Below are 14,925 nucleotides of genomic sequence, written 5' to 3' on the forward strand. Positions count from 1 at the left end.
AAATAGAAAACAGGTCCGTGCGACCGGCTGTCGTCTCCGGCGCGTCGCTCGGAGGGATCGGGCTGAATGAGCGAAGTCGCTGGCGTATCCTCGGCAGTCGGGGGCAAGAACAAAATCGCCGAGCTCGAGGCCGAGCTCGCGAGCGTTCATGCCGAGCTTCATGCCTATAAGGAGCGTTATCGCGAGCTTCGTCATCGCGTCCGCAATGATCTGCAGGCTTTGGCGACATTGATCTCGGCGCAGTCGCGGCGGCTCGAGAAGCCCGAGGGGTGCAGCAATTGCGCCATGCGGCTGCGCAGCGCCGTCGAGCTGCATAATGCGCTGGACGAGGACGATGACGCCGAGATCTGCATGTCCTCCTATCTCTGGGCGCTTTCCGAGGCCCGCCGCAAAGCTTTCGACGATCGCATCGTCGGAGAGACGCTCGCAGACGACGATATTTTTCTCGATTATCGCCGCGCCCAATGTGTCGGCCTCGTCTATGTCGAGGCCGTCACCAATGCGATGAAGCACGCCTTTCCCGGCGGCGCGCATGGCGAGGTGCATGCGCGCTTGCGTCGCATCGGCGACAGGCTCGAGCTGACCATCGCCGACAATGGCTGCGGCTTCGATGTGGCGAATGTCGTGCGTGGCGACGGGCTTCAGCTGATGCGGGGCCTAGCGCGCCAGCTCAAGGGAGAGGCGTTCTTCGAGCGTCTGCCGCAAGGCGCGCTGGTGCGGCTCGAATTCCCCGAGCATGTGGGCTAGCCGTAGGCGATCGTCTCCCCGTTCAGCGCTCGCGCGATTCCCTTGGGGCGCCCGGCGTCGGCCGATCGGGGAACAAGGCGAATGCGCCGCGTCGCGCCGGGCGCGAGATGCAGCCAGCTTTCGCCGGGAAGAAAGCGCTCATCCTCGATCGAAACGGATTGCGCGGCGATCGTCGTCGAAAGAGCGAGAACGAATCCGCTGTCGTCCTCCTCTATCTCCGCGGTTAAGCCGAGCTGCGCTTTCGCCGCGCTGCGGCCGAGCGGAAAATGGAAGGCCTCGCGCTCGAGGCCATTCGCGCCGATGAAGCGCGCGACGGTCAAATCATGTGACGGCGGCCCGAAATTATAGGCGAGCGCCGTATCGAAAAACCCGCCCCAGAATTCCGCATCGCGCAATGTCGCGACGCCATGCGGCTCGACGGCGACGCTGCGGCTCGCTCTCATCACCGGCACATGGCCGTCGCGATAGCAGGCCAGCGAAATCTCGCCCTCGATGCGTTGCGGTCCGTCATTGCGCAGATGCGCGAAGAGCCCGTTGACGCCTTCGTCGGTGAGCATGAGCGACAGCGGACGAAAGGCGCGCGCCAAAGCGTGATAGGCGGATTTCGGCTCGCCATGCGCATCGAGAACGCCCCAGCCGGCCCCGGGCCACAGATCCTTTAGAAACCAGACGATGGCGCCATGAGTCGTGGAGCCGCCGCGTCGCCATTCGCCGATCGTCGCTTCCATCGTCTCGGCAACTGCGGCGCGCGCTATCTCGAGATAGAGCTGCGGATCGCTCTCGCGCAACGTCGCCGGGTCGCAGCCATAGAGCAGGCGCATGTAATGTTCGGTGACGTCGCCGAAAGTTTGCGTCGCGCCCATGTCGCGCGCGATGCGTTCGGCGAAGAGAGGCGACGCGAGCGGGTCGTCGCCGAAGTCGCGGCGCAGCGCGGCGTCATCCGCGATATTGGCGAAGCCGAGACATTCGGACGCGAAACGCACATTGGCGCGGCGCGCATCGTCCAGGCCGCGGCGATAGGCGCCGACGCCATAGTAATGCGAGACGCCGACATCGGCATGAAAGGGAAGGGGGCCGCCCGAGGGCGAATTCTCGACGTAGATGGCGTCGGGACGCTGCGCCTCGATGAGCTGTGGCAGAGTCTCGTCGAAGAAAGGCGAGCGCCATTTGGCCTCGGCGAGGCCGAGCATGGACGCTTGCTGATAGACCTCGCTGCCGCCGCAGAGCACGGCGAGCGAAGGCGAGGATCGCGTGCGCGCCAGAAATTCCGTCGCCTCGCGCTCGACGCTGGCGCGGAAGGCGGCGTCCTGAAACGGATAGTCGAAATTGGCGAAGGCGAAATCCTGCCACACCAAGAGTCCGAGCTCGTCGCAGAGCGCGTAGAAATCATCGCTCTCATAGAGCGTGACGCCGGGGACGCGCACCATATTCATGCCGGCGTCGCGCATCGAGCGCAGCAGCGGCGCGCGATCCTCTCGGCCGCCGGCGAGCGAAACGGCGTTCGCCGTCGTCCAGCAGGCGCCGCGGCAGAACAGCGGCATGTCGTTCACGCGCAGCGCGAAGCCGGCGCCATCCGCGCCGCGATCGACGCGAATCTCGCGAAAGCCGGCGCGGCCGAGATCGATGCGACGCGCGCCGATCGTCGCCGCGACATCATAGAGATGCGGCTCGCCATGCGTATGCGGCGTCCACAGCCGCGCGTCGGGCGGCGACAGCTCTGCGATGATGTGATCGTCGGCGACGCGCGTGAAGGGCGCTTCCGCTCCGCCGCAGACGAGCCGCGCGGGAGCATCGATGAGGCCGGAAATTTCGAGGGCCACGCGCAGATTGGCGCGTCCATCGTGGACGCTGGCGCGCATATCCACATTGCGCAGGCGCAGCGCGCCATGCTCGATCAGCTCGATCTCGCGCCAGGGACCGACGGGCGGCGTCGGCGGCGCGAAGCCGGGAAGGCGGCCGAGCGCTGTCGTGCGTATATGGCGCAGGCCGGCCGGCGTTATCATGCGCGGCCGCCAGCGCGCGCGGCCGCTCTTCGTCGCGATCTCGCGCTCGACGGAGCGGAAGCGAATATGAAGATCATGCGCGCCTTGCGTCGCGACCTCTATTGCATGCGCGTGGAACATGTTGTCCGAGCGCAGCGCGAGCCTTCCGTCGAGATAGACGTCCGCGAGCGTGGCGAGGCCGTGCAGGCGCAGCTCCGCCGGCGCGGAATTGACGAAGGAGGTCTTGTACCAGACGTCGATGGCGTCGAGCGGCGGCAACTCGTCGAAGCGCGCGCCTTCCGTGATCAGCGCCTGCGCCAGCGTGCCGGGAACGCGCGCCGCGCGCCAGGAGGCGGCGCTGGGAATGGCGGATGGCTCCGTCCATTCGCCGGCCTCGTCGATCGTGAAAGTCCAACCGGCGTCGAGGCGCTGGCGCTTTTCTCCTTCGACGCGCGCGCGCATCATCGGTCTCGGCGCAGCTTCGCCGAGAGACCTCCGAACAAGCCGTCATAGACGCCGGCGAGCTCGTCGAGCGTCTCGCGCGGATCATAGACGCGCTTGCGCGCAGAGGCGCGCGCCGCCTGGAACTGCATCGCCTTGGCGCCGGCCGAAATGCGTCGGCAGGCCTCCGCCTCGGCGGCGAGATCGCCATCCGGCCGCAGCCAGTCGAGATGGCTGCCGAGCAGCTCGAAATTGGCGCCGAGCTGGCGGAACGTGTTGAAGGCGAGGCTGTGGAAGAAGCACGGCGGGCGCGCTTCCAGCACATTCCACAGCGCAGGGAAACGCGCGGCGAAGGCGCGGATCGGATTGTCGCTCGGGCGGCGCGCGAAATGCTCGCGCGCCAGCTCTTCCGCTGTTCCGCGCAAATCCGCATGCGTGCGCTCGCGGTCGAAGCGCACGAATTCGGCGTAAGGAAACAGAGCGGCGAGATCGCGCGCCTCGCCGGCGCGGCCGAAGATCGCGTCGAAATCCTCGCCATCGAGCGCGAAATAGCCGTCATTGTGGAAATAGTCGATCCGCCGCGCGGAGAGATCGATTTCCGTGACGCCGATCGTCGTCTTGGAGTGATCGATACGATAGGTGACGCCGCGCGTGTCCGGCAGATGATAGCCGTCCACCTCCACCATCACCACACGGCCGCGCGCGGTCTGACGAGCGATGTGATCGTCCAGCCGATCGTAGAGCGCCAGCTCCTCGACGCGCAGGCCGTAGAGACGCTCGAGATCGGCGAGGCGTGGCTTGAAGAAGGTGAGCTGATCTTCTTCGAAATCCTGCGCCAGCGTGAAGCCGAGCATGGCCTCCGGCTCGAAGCCGCGCATGGCGACGAGCTCGATCAAGAGATCGACATAGCAATTGGTCTGCGGCCAATCGCGCTCTGCATGATGCAGAGCGTGACGGAAATGCGGCTTCGCCGGCTTCGGCGGCGAAAGCTCCGTGTCAGAGAGAGAGAGCAGCGCGGACTGAGGTCGGCCAGCCATTGGTGTCGATCCCGTGATGTTTGAACAAGGCGAGCGCGAGGCGCTCCATGCCGAAGCCGACGCAAGCGGTATGCGCCGTCTCGCCGGCGGCGGTCTTGATGTCCCACAGCGCGCCGAAGTGATCCTGATGATAGTTGAAGCTCTGGCACGCGGTCGGATTTTCCGTGCTCTCGATCGGCACGAGCAGCTCGAATTTCAGCGCCTGCTCGCGCTGGCTCGAGGCCATCATCCGTCCGGCCCGGCCGAAGAACGGATCATTCGCCACATCGATATGATGCGGCAGCTCGAGCGTCTCGGCGAAGCCGCGGGCGCGCTCCAGCCAGGATTCGCGGAAGCTCGCGGCCTGCTCCGGCAAGCCGATGCGAACGAACTCGCGCATGCGGAACATCTGCATGCGCGCCGGGTCCTTCGACGGCTCGTGACGGAAGCAATAGGATTGAATGTCGAAGAGGCCGCCTTCGGCCGCGAGCGGGCCGCGGCGTGCGACGATCGGATAGAGCGGATAGCAGGCGGCGGGCGTCAGCACGATGTCGGTCGCGCCTTGTCCGCCGGTCCAGTCGCCGCCGTTGTGAAGATTGTCGAGAAGGGCGAGATGGTCCTTCTCGCTTCCGGCGAAGCTGTGCACCGTGCCGGCGAGCTGCGGGAAGTTCTTCATATAGCCGCTCTTCTCGAAGAGCGCGCGATTCATGCCGGGGGGAAAGCGGATGATCTCGGCGCGATCATTCGCCGCGAGGCGCGTGATCAGCCGATCCATTCCCTCTATGACCGCCTCGAAGGCCTGACCGCGGCCATAGAGTCCGTCGACGCCGGTCTCATGCAGAACGCCCTTGGCGAAGAGGCGATCGAGAAAGCTGTCGCAGGCCTGGCACATGGGTCAGTCTCCCAGCCGCTGGTCGATGCGCTGCGCGAGCAGCAGATTGGACAGATTGGTGAAGATGCGGTCGTTGGAGATCATCACCTGCGCCGAGAGCGCGTCGCGCATGTGGCGGCCGACGCTGAAGGGCGTGTCGTTCTTGTAGCCGGCGATGCCCGCGATCAGCAGCGCATGATTGATGATCTCGATCGAGAGCTGCGACGAGCCGATCTTGATGTTGTTCATCGCGACGGCGAAGCTCATCGAATTGAGATCGTCCGTGTTCTGCTGCGCCTTGGCGAAGCGCTTCAGCCCTTCGACGATGTTGGAGCGCATGAGCTGCAACTTGGCGGTCGCTTCTGCGAGACGCAGCGCGCCGGGAGCCGGGCCATTGGGATGGCGGCGCGCATCCTTGCGCACGAAGGATTGCGCGCGCGAAAGCGCGTCCGAGGCGACGCCGTACCACACCGCGCTCCACAGGAGATGCGCGGTTGCGAGCATGGACTCGGAGGCGATCTCGGCGAAGTCATGGGTGAATATCTGCTCGATCGGCGCCTCGCCGCTGAAGGTGAAGCCTTCGCTGCAGGTGCCGCGCATGCCGAGCGCGTCCCAGCCGCCGGTGCGATCGAGACGATATTGGCTCTTCTCCAGCACGGCCATCAGCTGATCGGAGGGCGGAGCGTCGACCGCGCGGCGCGCGGTGACGAGGATCGCGTCCGAATAGGCGCCATAGGAGATGAGCGCGCCTTCCTTGGCGATGCGGAATGTCGCGCCGTCGCGCTCGAACGCGCAAATGCTGTTGCGCATATTGCCGCCGACGCCGCCTTCGGTCGTCGCGGAGCCGAGCAGCAGCTGCTTGTCGCTGACGCGGCGCATGAAGCTCTCGTGCCAGGCGCTGCCGCGGCCATGCGCGATGAGGCTCGACACTTTGATCTGATGCATGGCGAAGATCATCGCCGTCGAGGCGCATTGCTGGCCGAGCGAGGTGCAGATCTCGGCGACATCGGCGAGCGAGGCTCCGCCGCCGCTGAATTCGATCGGGATCAGCAGCGATAGCAGGCGCGCGTCCTTGAGCGCCTGAAACGCCTCGATCGGGAAACGGCCGTTGCGGTCGACATCGTCGGCGTGGCGGGCGGCCGTCGCAACGACATTCGCTCCGCGATCGAGTGGCGCATTCATCAGGCGGCTTCCTTGAGCTCGTGCAGGCAGCCGGCGATCGAGGCGATCGAGGAGAAGCTGCGACGGTTGAGCATGCGGTCGGGGAATTCGACGTCGAAAGTCTCTTCGAGCGCCAGCATCAGCTGGACGGCGGCGAAGGATGTGAGTCCCGTGGCGTAGAGATCGGCGTCGTCGCCGATCGCCTCCGCGGCCACGGCCAAGCGGCCTTGTTCGTCGACGAGTCGTCTAATCGTATCGAGCATCATTATCTCCATCGACCAAGCTCGAGGTTCATCGTCACCATACGCGCTCGCGCAGCAATTTCAGCTAAATTGCCGCTCGTTGGTGAACAGTTTGCGGATTTGACCGTTGCCAAATTCGTTCCATAAAATTTGACCCGTTCAGGCAAGAATTTCGCGGCCATTTGCGTGAAAATGAAACGCGGCTATGATGCTCTGGACATGGCTGAGACACTCGAGGCGTCTCGAATTCTGTCACGATCGTGAAACGTGGCGAATCGTCCCTGCAAACCCTATTTTCGACATGAAGAGGATGAATGAGAGAGAGGAGTTTAAGAAACGTTAACCATGAAATGGAACATTCGCGCTCAACGCGAATGCGGGACTGTGCTCGCTTGTTCGACGTCGGAACGGAACTCGCGTGATGTTGGATTATGAATCCGGGTCGAAAAGTCTCGCAGAACGTCAGCGCCCTATCGCGGCGGAGACGCCCCGCGCGCGCTCCTCGCTGACGCCGGGACGCTTGATCTCGCTCGCTCTTCGCAACAAGCTTTTCATCCTGTCCGTCGCGCTCGCCTGCGCGGTCGGCGGCTATGCGCTCACCAAGCTGCTGACGCCGCGCTATGTCGCGGCCGCGCAGATCTATCTCGATCCGCGCGGGCTGCCCGGTCTCGAGGGCGACGCCAATCAGGGCCAGGATTCGACTGGCTTCATCAATTTCGTCGAGACGCAGACGCGCATCCTGACCTCGCAGGTCGTGCTCGAGCGCGTCGTGGAGGCGGAGAAGCTCACCGAGGATCCCGAGTTCGGCGCATCGACGTCCTTTTTCGGCAAGCTGTTCGGCCGCTTCGGCCGCGCGCCGACGAAGGAGGAGATCGTCGACGGCGCCGTGCGCGCGCTCGGCACCAAAATCATGGTGCGCCGCCCCGAGCGCACCTTCATCATCGACATCGCCGCCTCGAGCGACAATGCGCAGAAATCGGCGCGCATCGCCAATGCGGTGGCGCAGGCCTATATCGATGTGCGCTCGACGATGCATAAGGACGCCGCGCAGCAGGCGGCGAGCTCCTTCACCGGGCGCCTCGACGGGCTGCGGGAACGCCTGCTCGCCGCGGAAAAAGCCGTCGAGGCCTATAAGGCGGAGAACGGCTTCGTCGGCACGCGCGATTCCTACATAGACGAGCAGAGGCTGAAGGAGCTCAATCAGCAGCTCACCTTCGCCCGCACGCGGCTCGAAGACACGCGCTCGCGCTTCGAGCAGGTGCAGCGCGCGGCGCATTCGGACACGGAGCTCGCCGCCATCGCCGCCAATATGAATTTGATGACATTGAATGCGCTGCGTGGACAGCAGGCGGAGGCGGCGCAAAAGCTGGCCGATCTCTCCGCCGAGCTCGGGCCGCAGCATCCGGTCGTCAAGAATGCGACGGCGCGACTCGCCGAGACCAAGCGCCTCGTCAATACCGAGCTGGCGCGCGTCGCCGTTTCCTTGCGCAAGGATTATGAGCGCGCTCGCAGCACCGAGGAGGCGCTGAACCGCGAGATGCAGAAGCTCGAGGGCAGGGCCGTCGTCTCGGCGCAAGCTTCGGTCAAGCTTCGCGATCTCGAGCGCGAGGTCGAGGTCAGCCGCACGATCTACGAATCCTTCCTCACGCGCTCGCGTCAGACCGGCGAGGCGCGGCAGCTCGACGCCGCCAGCACGCATATCATTACAATGGCGACGCCGCCGATCGCGCGCAGCTTTCCGCCGGGCGCCGGGCTGATGACGGGCGCCGGCTTCGTCGCCGGCCTCACTCTGGGCCTCGGCCTCGCTTTTCTGCGGGAACGCGGCTTCGGCGGCGCGCCCGAGTCCGGTCCGCGTCGCGATGTCGAGACCGAGCCGGTGCGCGTCGCTGTGACCGATGCGACGAAATTCACCGTGCGCGGGCCGACGGCAGGGCCGGAGCGCCTCGAGCTGACGCGGCTCGGCATTCCTTTCGTGCGGCCTTTCGCCGATCGCCGCGAGCTCGAGGCGGTGGTGTCGCGCTTCGGCGCGCTGGTCGCCGAGAGCGCGCATCGGCCGCTCGTCATCGGGCTGGTCGGCGACGCGCCCGGCTCCATTCGCACAGTGATGGCCGTCAATATCGCTCTGGCGCTGCGGCTGCAGCATCTCGAGGTGGCGCTCGTCGACGCGGACCGCGATCATGCGGCGCTCACCGTTCTCATCGAGGACGGGCTCGAGGCGTTCGGCGACGCCGACGATCCTTTTGTGCGCACCGACGACAGCGTGCTGCTGGCGCTGCCGGCGATCGATCGTCGCTCGGGCGCGGCCGGCGCCGTGGAGCGCATCGTCGATGGTTTCCGCGACGGCAATCCGGCCGAAGTCGATATTGTGCTCTGTGACGGCGTCGGCTCGGACGAGAGCATGTTCGAGCGGCTCGACTTTGTGGCGCCGGTGCTCGGCCGCGATCAGGACGAGGAGACCGCGATCGCCGAGCTTCCCGCGGCGCTGCGCGCCAAGATCGCGGTGATTTTGCGAGTCGATCATAGCGATCCCTGGCTGCCGCGCCGCGATGCGCGCCGCCGTGCGGAGACGCGCAAGACCGCCTGACGCGATCGTCTCTTACTCGGCCAGAAGCGGCGCGGCGTTCATGGGCTCTGTATCGATCGCGGCCGCGACAGCGGCGGCTGCGTCGCGCCAGCACTGATCATAGAGCGGCGACAGCGAGCGCGACGGCAGGCTCTCCGAACGCGCGAGGCGGTCGGCATAGGCGCGCGCATCGGCGTCATTGGCGAGAAGCATCAGCGAGCCGTCGGCGATGGCGCGGCGATAGGCGCGATGATGGTCGAACTCGCCGGCCTCGCGCGGCGCATTGACGATCACCGGCTTGCCGGATTGCAGGCAGGCGAGCACGCTGCCGCGGCGCGAGGTGAGCCCTTCGGGAAAGCGATAGAGGAAGCAGTCGACCTCGGCGAAGAGCGCATGCAGATCGCGCGGGCCGTCGACATAGCCGGTCACGAGGCAATCCTCGGCGAGGCCGAGCGCCCGAGCCTTGGCGCGAAAATCCTCCTCGACGCGATCGACGCCTTTGACGAAGCCGCCGATGAAGAGGCAGAGGACCGGCCGGCCGGAGTCGCGCAGCTTTGCAGCCACGTCGAGCACGAAGTCGGATTGCTTCTTGGGATAGATCGAGCCGAAATGGCCGATGACGATGCGTCCCTCGGCGCGCGCCGCCTCTATGCGCGCGGCGAGCGGGGAGGGGCCGTCCGGCGCGGTCGGCGGAATATTGGAAGGGATGGGTGCGATGGCGCTGCGGGCGGCCAGAAAGCGCGTGACGACGCCTTCGGCGAAGCCCTCGCGCACGAAGGGCGAGGAGAAGACGAAACGTTGCGCGAAGAGCGCATAGACGGAGACGATGAGGCGGCGACGCCAGTCGAGATCGGCCCATTCATGCAGGACGAGGACGCGGCCGCGCCCGCGCAGCAGCGCGAGGATGAGCGCGACGAGCGGCGTCAGCACGACCTTTTTCCAGGCGACGACCGGCAGATTGATCGCGATGGCGTCCACCTCGCCGAGCGCGCGCCAGATCGCCGCCCAATCGGAGAGTCTGCCGGAGACGGCGAGCCGCTGCGCCTCGAGGCCGAGCTCGCCCCAGCGCGCCGCCACATGGCGGGCGAAGGATTCGACGCCGCAAGGCTGCGTGGCCGTCGAGACCAGGAACAGCGTCTTCTTGCGTTCGGTCGCGCGGATCATCGATGGCTCCGTCCTGTTTCAGAATGAGACGGCGGCGGCGCCGCCATCCCACTCGGAGCAAGAGGCGAACCGTTTTTCTCAGCGGCCGGTCTTCACCCTTGTCCATTCGCGGGTGACGATCTTCTGGATCGGCTGATCCGGCGCTGTGACGGTGAAGAGCCGCTTCATCGTCGCCGCATCGGGATAGATCGCCGGATTCTCGGCGATCTCCTTGTCCACCAGCGGCCGCGAGGCGCCGACGCCATTGGCGAAATTGGTGATCTTGGTGTTGCGGGCGGCGACCTCCGGCCGCAGCAGATAATCGATGAAGAGATGCGCCTCGTCCGGATGCGGCGCGTCCTTGGGGATGGCGAGGCTGTCGAGCGACATCAGCGTCCCCTCCTGCGGGATCACATAAGCGATCTCGACGCCATTGGCGGCCTCGCGGGCGCGATTGCGCGCCTGGAAGCTGTCGCCGGCCCAGCCGATGGCGAGGCAAATGTCGCCATTGGCCAGCGCGTTGATATATTCCGAGGAGTGGAACTTCTTTATGTGCCGCCGCAGGCCGGAGAGCAGATCGGCGGCGCGCCGAATGTCGCCCGGCTCCTTGGAATTGGGATCGAGCTTCAGGTAATTGAGCGTGATCGAGAAGAGATCTTCGGGACTATCGAGCACATAGACGCCACAATCGGCGAATTTGCGCAGATTTTCCGGCTTCAGCACCTGGTCCCAGGAGGCGATCTGCTTGTCGCCGATGCGCTCTTTGATCTTCGCGACATTATAAGCGACGCCGGTGGTGAACCACATATAGGTCACCGCATGGGCGTTGCCCGGATCGTAGCGCGAGAGACGCTGCGCGATCTCCGGCCACACATTGTCGATATTCTTCAGCTTGCTCTTGTCGAGCGGGCGATAGACGCCGGCCTTGATCTGCCGCTGCAGAAAGGTCGCGGAGGGGACGACGACATCATAGCCGGCGGCGCCGGCGAGCAGGCGCGTCTCCAATATCTCGTTGGAATCATAGGTGTCGTAGACGACCTTGACGCCCGTTTCGCGGGTGAAGTCCTCGAGCACGCGCGGGTCGATATAATCGCTCCAATTGAAGATGTTGACGACCCGCTCGGCGCCCTGCGCGCCCATGGCGCCCCCCAGCGCGAACAGACATGCGGCGAGGATTCTCATTCGATCCGCTCTCCCTCAACGCCCGGCGATTTGCTTCGCCGCTTGCGCGGCGCGTCGCCTCATGGGCACAATGGCCGACCTCTCGCTCTCCCGCCATTCCGAGATTATGCGATGGAGCCTGCCTCTCCGCTGGAAAGTCTGCGCGAGCAAAACGCCCGTCTCGTGACGCGCGGCGCGCGGCGCTATTTGCGGGCGGCGGGATTTTCGGTGCTCGCGGAGCTGCCGCTGCCGGGCGGGCGGCGGGCCGATCTCGTCGCTCTCGCGTCGGATGGAGCGCTGCGCATCGTCGAGGTGAAGAGCTCGCTCGCCGATTTCCGCGCCGATCGCAAATGGATGGACTATCGCCTCCATTGCGATCGCTTCTATTTCGCCATTCCCTGCGATCTCTCCGAGGAGGCCTTTCCCGCGGACGCCGGCCTCATCGTCGCCGACGCGCATGGAGCCATGCTGACGCGCGAGGCGCCGGTCCATAAGCTCGCGCCGGCCAGCCGCAAGGCCATGCTGCTGCGCTTCGCCGGCGCGGCGGCGGAGCGGCTTCACTACGCTGTGCATCGCGACGAATACTGACCCGCGCCGCCGTGCGTCATCTCGGCGCACGCTTGGCCAATATGCGCTGCAGCGTGCGGCGATGCATGTTGAGCCGGCGCGCCGTCTCCGACACATTGCGGTCGCAGCTCTCATAGACGCGCTGAATATGCTCCCAGCGCACGCGATCCGCCGACATGGGATTGTCGACCGCGTCGGGCTTGTCGATCTTCGTCGCCATCAGCGCATGATAGATTTCATCGGCGTCGGCGGGCTTGGCCAGATAGTCGAAGGCGCCGAGCTTCACCGCCGTCACCGCCGTGGCGATATTGCCATAGCCGGTGAGGATGATGCCGCGCGCGTCCGGCCGCTTCACCTTGAGCGAGGAGATGACGTCTATGCCATTGCCGTCGCCGAGCCGCATGTCGATGATGGCGAAGGCGGGCGAGGCGGCCTCGACGGCGGCGAGGCCGTCGGCGACGCTCTCCACCGCGGTGACGAGAAAGCCGCGCGCCTCCATCGCGCGCGTGAGCCGGCTGAGGAAGGGCTTGTCGTCCTCCACGATCAGCAGCGAGCGCTCCTGCGGGAGCTCCCCGAGCGCGGCCTCCACGGCCGCATCGAATTCGGTGTGTTCGGCTGCGCCAGCGTCGTCGATCATGCGTCGTCGTCCTGGTTTGGGATTATTCAATATAGCATCACGCCGCGTCGGACGAAGGCGTTTGTTGGTCTGAGCCCCGCTCGCGTCCGCCGCCTTCGGCGTTGCCGGCGGAGCGCTCCAGCGCCGTGCGGGGCCAGGAGATCGTCACCTTGGCGCCTGTCTGCGGGGATTGCACATTGGCCGTCGTCACGGTCGCGCCGGAGCGCTCGAGCAGCGTCTTGGCGATGAAGAGGCCCAGGCCGAGGCCGGAGCCCGGCTCGTTCTTGGTGCGCCGATCGGTCGGACGTCCGCTGACATAAGGATCGCCAAGGCGATTGAGAATCGCCTGCGAGAAGCCGGGGCCGTCATCTTCTATGACGATGACGACGAGCTCCTTGGACCACAAGGCCTCTATGCGCACGCGCGATTGGGCGAAATCGACGGCGTTCTCGACGAGATTGCCGAGGCCGTAGACGATGCCGGGATTGCGCGAGAAGCTCGGCTCGGGGGGCGGGCCGCGCCGTGTCAGCTCTACGTCGACGCCGAAGGCGCGATGCGGCTCGATCACCTCCTCGAGCATGGTCTCCAGCGTCTGCATGTCGAGCATGCCGCCCGTCTCCGCCTGGCCGAGCGAGACGAGCTTGCGCAGAATGTCTCGGCAGCGCCGCGCCTCCTGGGCGAGCAGAGCGAGATCGTCGGCGAGCGCCGGCGCCGAGGCCTGCGCCGAGTTTTGCAACTCCTTGGTGACGACCGCGATCGTGGCGAGCGGCGTGCCGAGCTCATGCGCGGCGGCGGCCGCGAGGCCGTCCAGCTGCGAGAGATGCTGCTCGCGCTCCAGCACCAGCTCCGTCGCCGCCAGCGCCGTCGACAATTGCCGCGCCTCGTCGGAGACGCGCGCCGCGTAGAGGCCGACGAAGGCCGCGCTCAGAACCAGCGCGGTCCATACGCCGGTGCGATAGAGCAGCGGGAAATGCAGCTCGACGCCCTCGTACCAGGGCAAAGGCTGAAACTCGACGGTCAGTATCGTCGCCGAGGCGATCATCAGCACGCCGAGCAGAATGGTCAGCTTGCGCGGCAGCGACACGGCCGAGATCATCACCGGCGCCAGAAACAGCATGGCGAAAGGATTGGCGACGCCGCCGGTGAGATAGAGCAGGGCCGAGAGCTGCAATATGTCATAGGACAAGAGCAGCGCCGCCTCGCCGTCGTCGAGGCGGAAGGTGCGCGTCGTGGCGAGGCGCAGCGCAGCGTTGAGGCAGGCCGAGGTCGCGATGGCGATGAAGCTCAGCCCGATCGGGAAATCGAACTGAAAATAGAAGAAGGTGACGAGCGTCGCGAAGGTCTGGCCGGCGATCGCCAGCCAGCGCAGGATGATGAGCGTGTCGACGCGAAGCTGGCGGGCCTGATGGCCGAAATCGGCGTCGGCTGTATTGGTCATGAGGCGGCGTTGTCTCGAAAATTGCAGCAGCGCGAGACGCGCGGCTCTGCGATTTGTAGCGCGTTTCGCCTGTGCTCCGCAGCGATTTTCCGCAGGACTATATGCCGCGCCCCCTTGCCGCGCGCCACAGCCGCCACTGCCGCCGCCATTGCGGCGGCTCGGCGATCATATGGAGCGGATCGAAGCCTTTGCGCTCCATCGCGCCGAGATAGAGTGGAATCAATGCTGCGGGCAGCAGAGCCGCGCGCGCCGCGCCATCGCCGCGCACGGCTTTGCGCGCCTTTTCGAAATAATCGCGCGCCTTGCCGCGCAGCTCCGCCAGAGCGGCGGCGAGCGCAGGCGTGAGCTTCGCCTCGACGAAGTCGCTCTCGGCGCGGTGGCGCGCGAGAAGATCGAGGGGCAAGAATCGCTGCCCTTGCGCCAAATGGCGGGGCAGGGCGCGCAGAATCGCCGTCGAGCCATAGGCGCGCCCGGCGAGGCGAAGCGCCTCCTCCTGCCGTGCGGCGTCCTCGACGTCGATGACGCGCGCGCGCCAGCGCAAAGGCGCGCCGAACACGCGGTCGCAATAGGTTTCCAGCGCCGCGAGACTCTCCATCTGCTCGTCATAGAGATCGAAGCTTTGGGCCTCGAGCAGTTCGACGACCTCCTCACGCGGGATGGCGCAACGCTCTAGCGTGTCGAAAAGAGCGTCGGCGATGGGATGGGCGTGGGCGCCCTCGCTATCGGCCGGGGCCTCGAGCGAATCGTACCACCAGCGAAGCCGCATCTCGCCGAGAATCGGCTGCGAGACGCGCGCCCGCACGCTGGAAATCTCTGCGCAGAAAGCGCCGATCGCATGGAGATGCGGCCGCGCCTGCGCCGGCGCGAACAGGCAGGCGAGCCAGAGGTCGAGATCCTGCTCGCGCAGCGCCGCCTCGCAATGGCGGTAATGGTCGGCGAGCTCGGTCTCGCGCGCGGTCGTCGCGGCCTCGTCCATG

At 65.9% G+C, this 14,925-nt stretch carries 13 protein-coding genes; 3 read left to right on the forward strand and 10 right to left on the reverse strand.

Annotated features, from left to right (window positions below; genetic code table 11):
- Positions 1–66 precede the first annotated feature (66 nt).
- Entirely contained in the window at positions 67–747 is a 681-nt protein-coding gene (locus tag K369_RS01300; RefSeq protein ID WP_036286638.1) for a sensor histidine kinase, read from the forward strand.
- Here the strand turns inward: K369_RS01300 and K369_RS01305 are convergent.
- The 5 genes from K369_RS01305 to K369_RS01325 are packed head-to-tail and all read right to left on the reverse strand — an operon-like array spanning position 744 to position 6,481.
- Positions 744–3,194, reverse strand: a complete 2,451-nt coding sequence (locus K369_RS01305; protein ID WP_051948681.1) for a glycoside hydrolase family 2 protein — start codon at positions 3,192–3,194, stop codon at positions 744–746. The two genes, K369_RS01300 and K369_RS01305, sit on opposite strands and share 4 nt — an antisense overlap.
- Entirely contained in the window at positions 3,191–4,207 is a 1,017-nt protein-coding gene (locus K369_RS01310; RefSeq protein ID WP_036286644.1) for a DUF1839 family protein, read from the reverse strand. The genes K369_RS01305 and K369_RS01310 overlap by 4 nt, the downstream gene beginning before the upstream one ends.
- Positions 4,167–5,078: an amino acid--[acyl-carrier-protein] ligase gene (locus K369_RS01315; protein WP_036286647.1), complete on the reverse strand. Its 912-nt coding sequence runs from the start codon at positions 5,076–5,078 to the stop codon at positions 4,167–4,169. Before K369_RS01315 ends, K369_RS01310 begins: the two co-directional genes overlap by 41 nt.
- A 3-nt stretch (positions 5,079–5,081) precedes the next feature.
- On the reverse strand, positions 5,082–6,239 hold the full coding sequence (locus K369_RS01320) for an acyl-CoA dehydrogenase family protein (protein WP_051948684.1): 1,158 nt from the start codon (positions 6,237–6,239) through the stop codon (positions 5,082–5,084).
- Entirely contained in the window at positions 6,239–6,481 is a 243-nt protein-coding gene (locus K369_RS01325; protein WP_026191372.1) for an acyl carrier protein, read from the reverse strand. Before K369_RS01325 ends, K369_RS01320 begins: the two co-directional genes overlap by 1 nt.
- 400 nt (positions 6,482–6,881) lie before the next feature.
- Between K369_RS01325 and K369_RS01330 the strand changes: the two genes are divergently transcribed.
- Positions 6,882–9,044, forward strand: a complete 2,163-nt coding sequence (locus tag K369_RS01330) for a GumC family protein (protein ID WP_036286652.1) — start codon at positions 6,882–6,884, stop codon at positions 9,042–9,044.
- A gap of 12 nt (positions 9,045–9,056) precedes the next feature.
- Here the strand turns inward: K369_RS01330 and K369_RS01335 are convergent, their stop codons facing one another.
- Both K369_RS01335 and K369_RS01340 read right to left on the reverse strand, forming a co-directional pair.
- Positions 9,057–10,187 carry a glycosyltransferase gene (locus tag K369_RS01335; RefSeq protein WP_036286654.1) on the reverse strand — a complete coding sequence of 377 codons (1,131 nt, stop codon included), beginning with the start codon at positions 10,185–10,187 and terminating at the stop codon, positions 9,057–9,059.
- A gap of 78 nt (positions 10,188–10,265) precedes the next feature.
- Entirely contained in the window at positions 10,266–11,348 is a 1,083-nt protein-coding gene (locus tag K369_RS01340; RefSeq protein WP_051948686.1) for a polyamine ABC transporter substrate-binding protein, read from the reverse strand.
- Between the two features lie 111 nt (positions 11,349–11,459).
- Between K369_RS01340 and K369_RS01345 the strand changes: the two genes are divergently transcribed.
- Positions 11,460–11,915 carry an MmcB family DNA repair protein gene (locus K369_RS01345; protein ID WP_036286656.1) on the forward strand — a complete coding sequence of 152 codons (456 nt, stop codon included), beginning with the start codon at positions 11,460–11,462 and terminating at the stop codon, positions 11,913–11,915.
- 16 nt (positions 11,916–11,931) lie between these two features.
- On the opposite strand, the gene K369_RS01350 is transcribed toward K369_RS01345, so the two are convergent.
- From K369_RS01350 to K369_RS01360, 3 genes are all read right to left on the reverse strand, one after another.
- Positions 11,932–12,531 carry an ActR/PrrA/RegA family redox response regulator transcription factor gene (locus K369_RS01350; RefSeq protein ID WP_051948689.1) on the reverse strand — a complete coding sequence of 200 codons (600 nt, stop codon included), beginning with the start codon at positions 12,529–12,531 and terminating at the stop codon, positions 11,932–11,934.
- Positions 12,532–12,568: 37 nt separating this feature from the next.
- Entirely contained in the window at positions 12,569–13,948 is a 1,380-nt protein-coding gene (locus tag K369_RS01355; protein ID WP_036286658.1) for an ActS/PrrB/RegB family redox-sensitive histidine kinase, read from the reverse strand.
- A gap of 97 nt (positions 13,949–14,045) precedes the next feature.
- The gene (locus K369_RS01360; protein WP_036286660.1) at positions 14,046–14,924 is read right to left on the reverse strand and encodes a phytoene/squalene synthase family protein; all 879 of its coding nucleotides are present in this window, start codon (positions 14,922–14,924) and stop codon (positions 14,046–14,048) included.
- Between the last annotated feature and the right edge of the window lies 1 nt (position 14,925).

Origin of the sequence: Methylosinus sp. PW1, assembly GCF_000745215.1 — a bacterium.
Taxonomy (GTDB): Bacteria; Pseudomonadota; Alphaproteobacteria; order Rhizobiales; family Beijerinckiaceae; genus Methylosinus.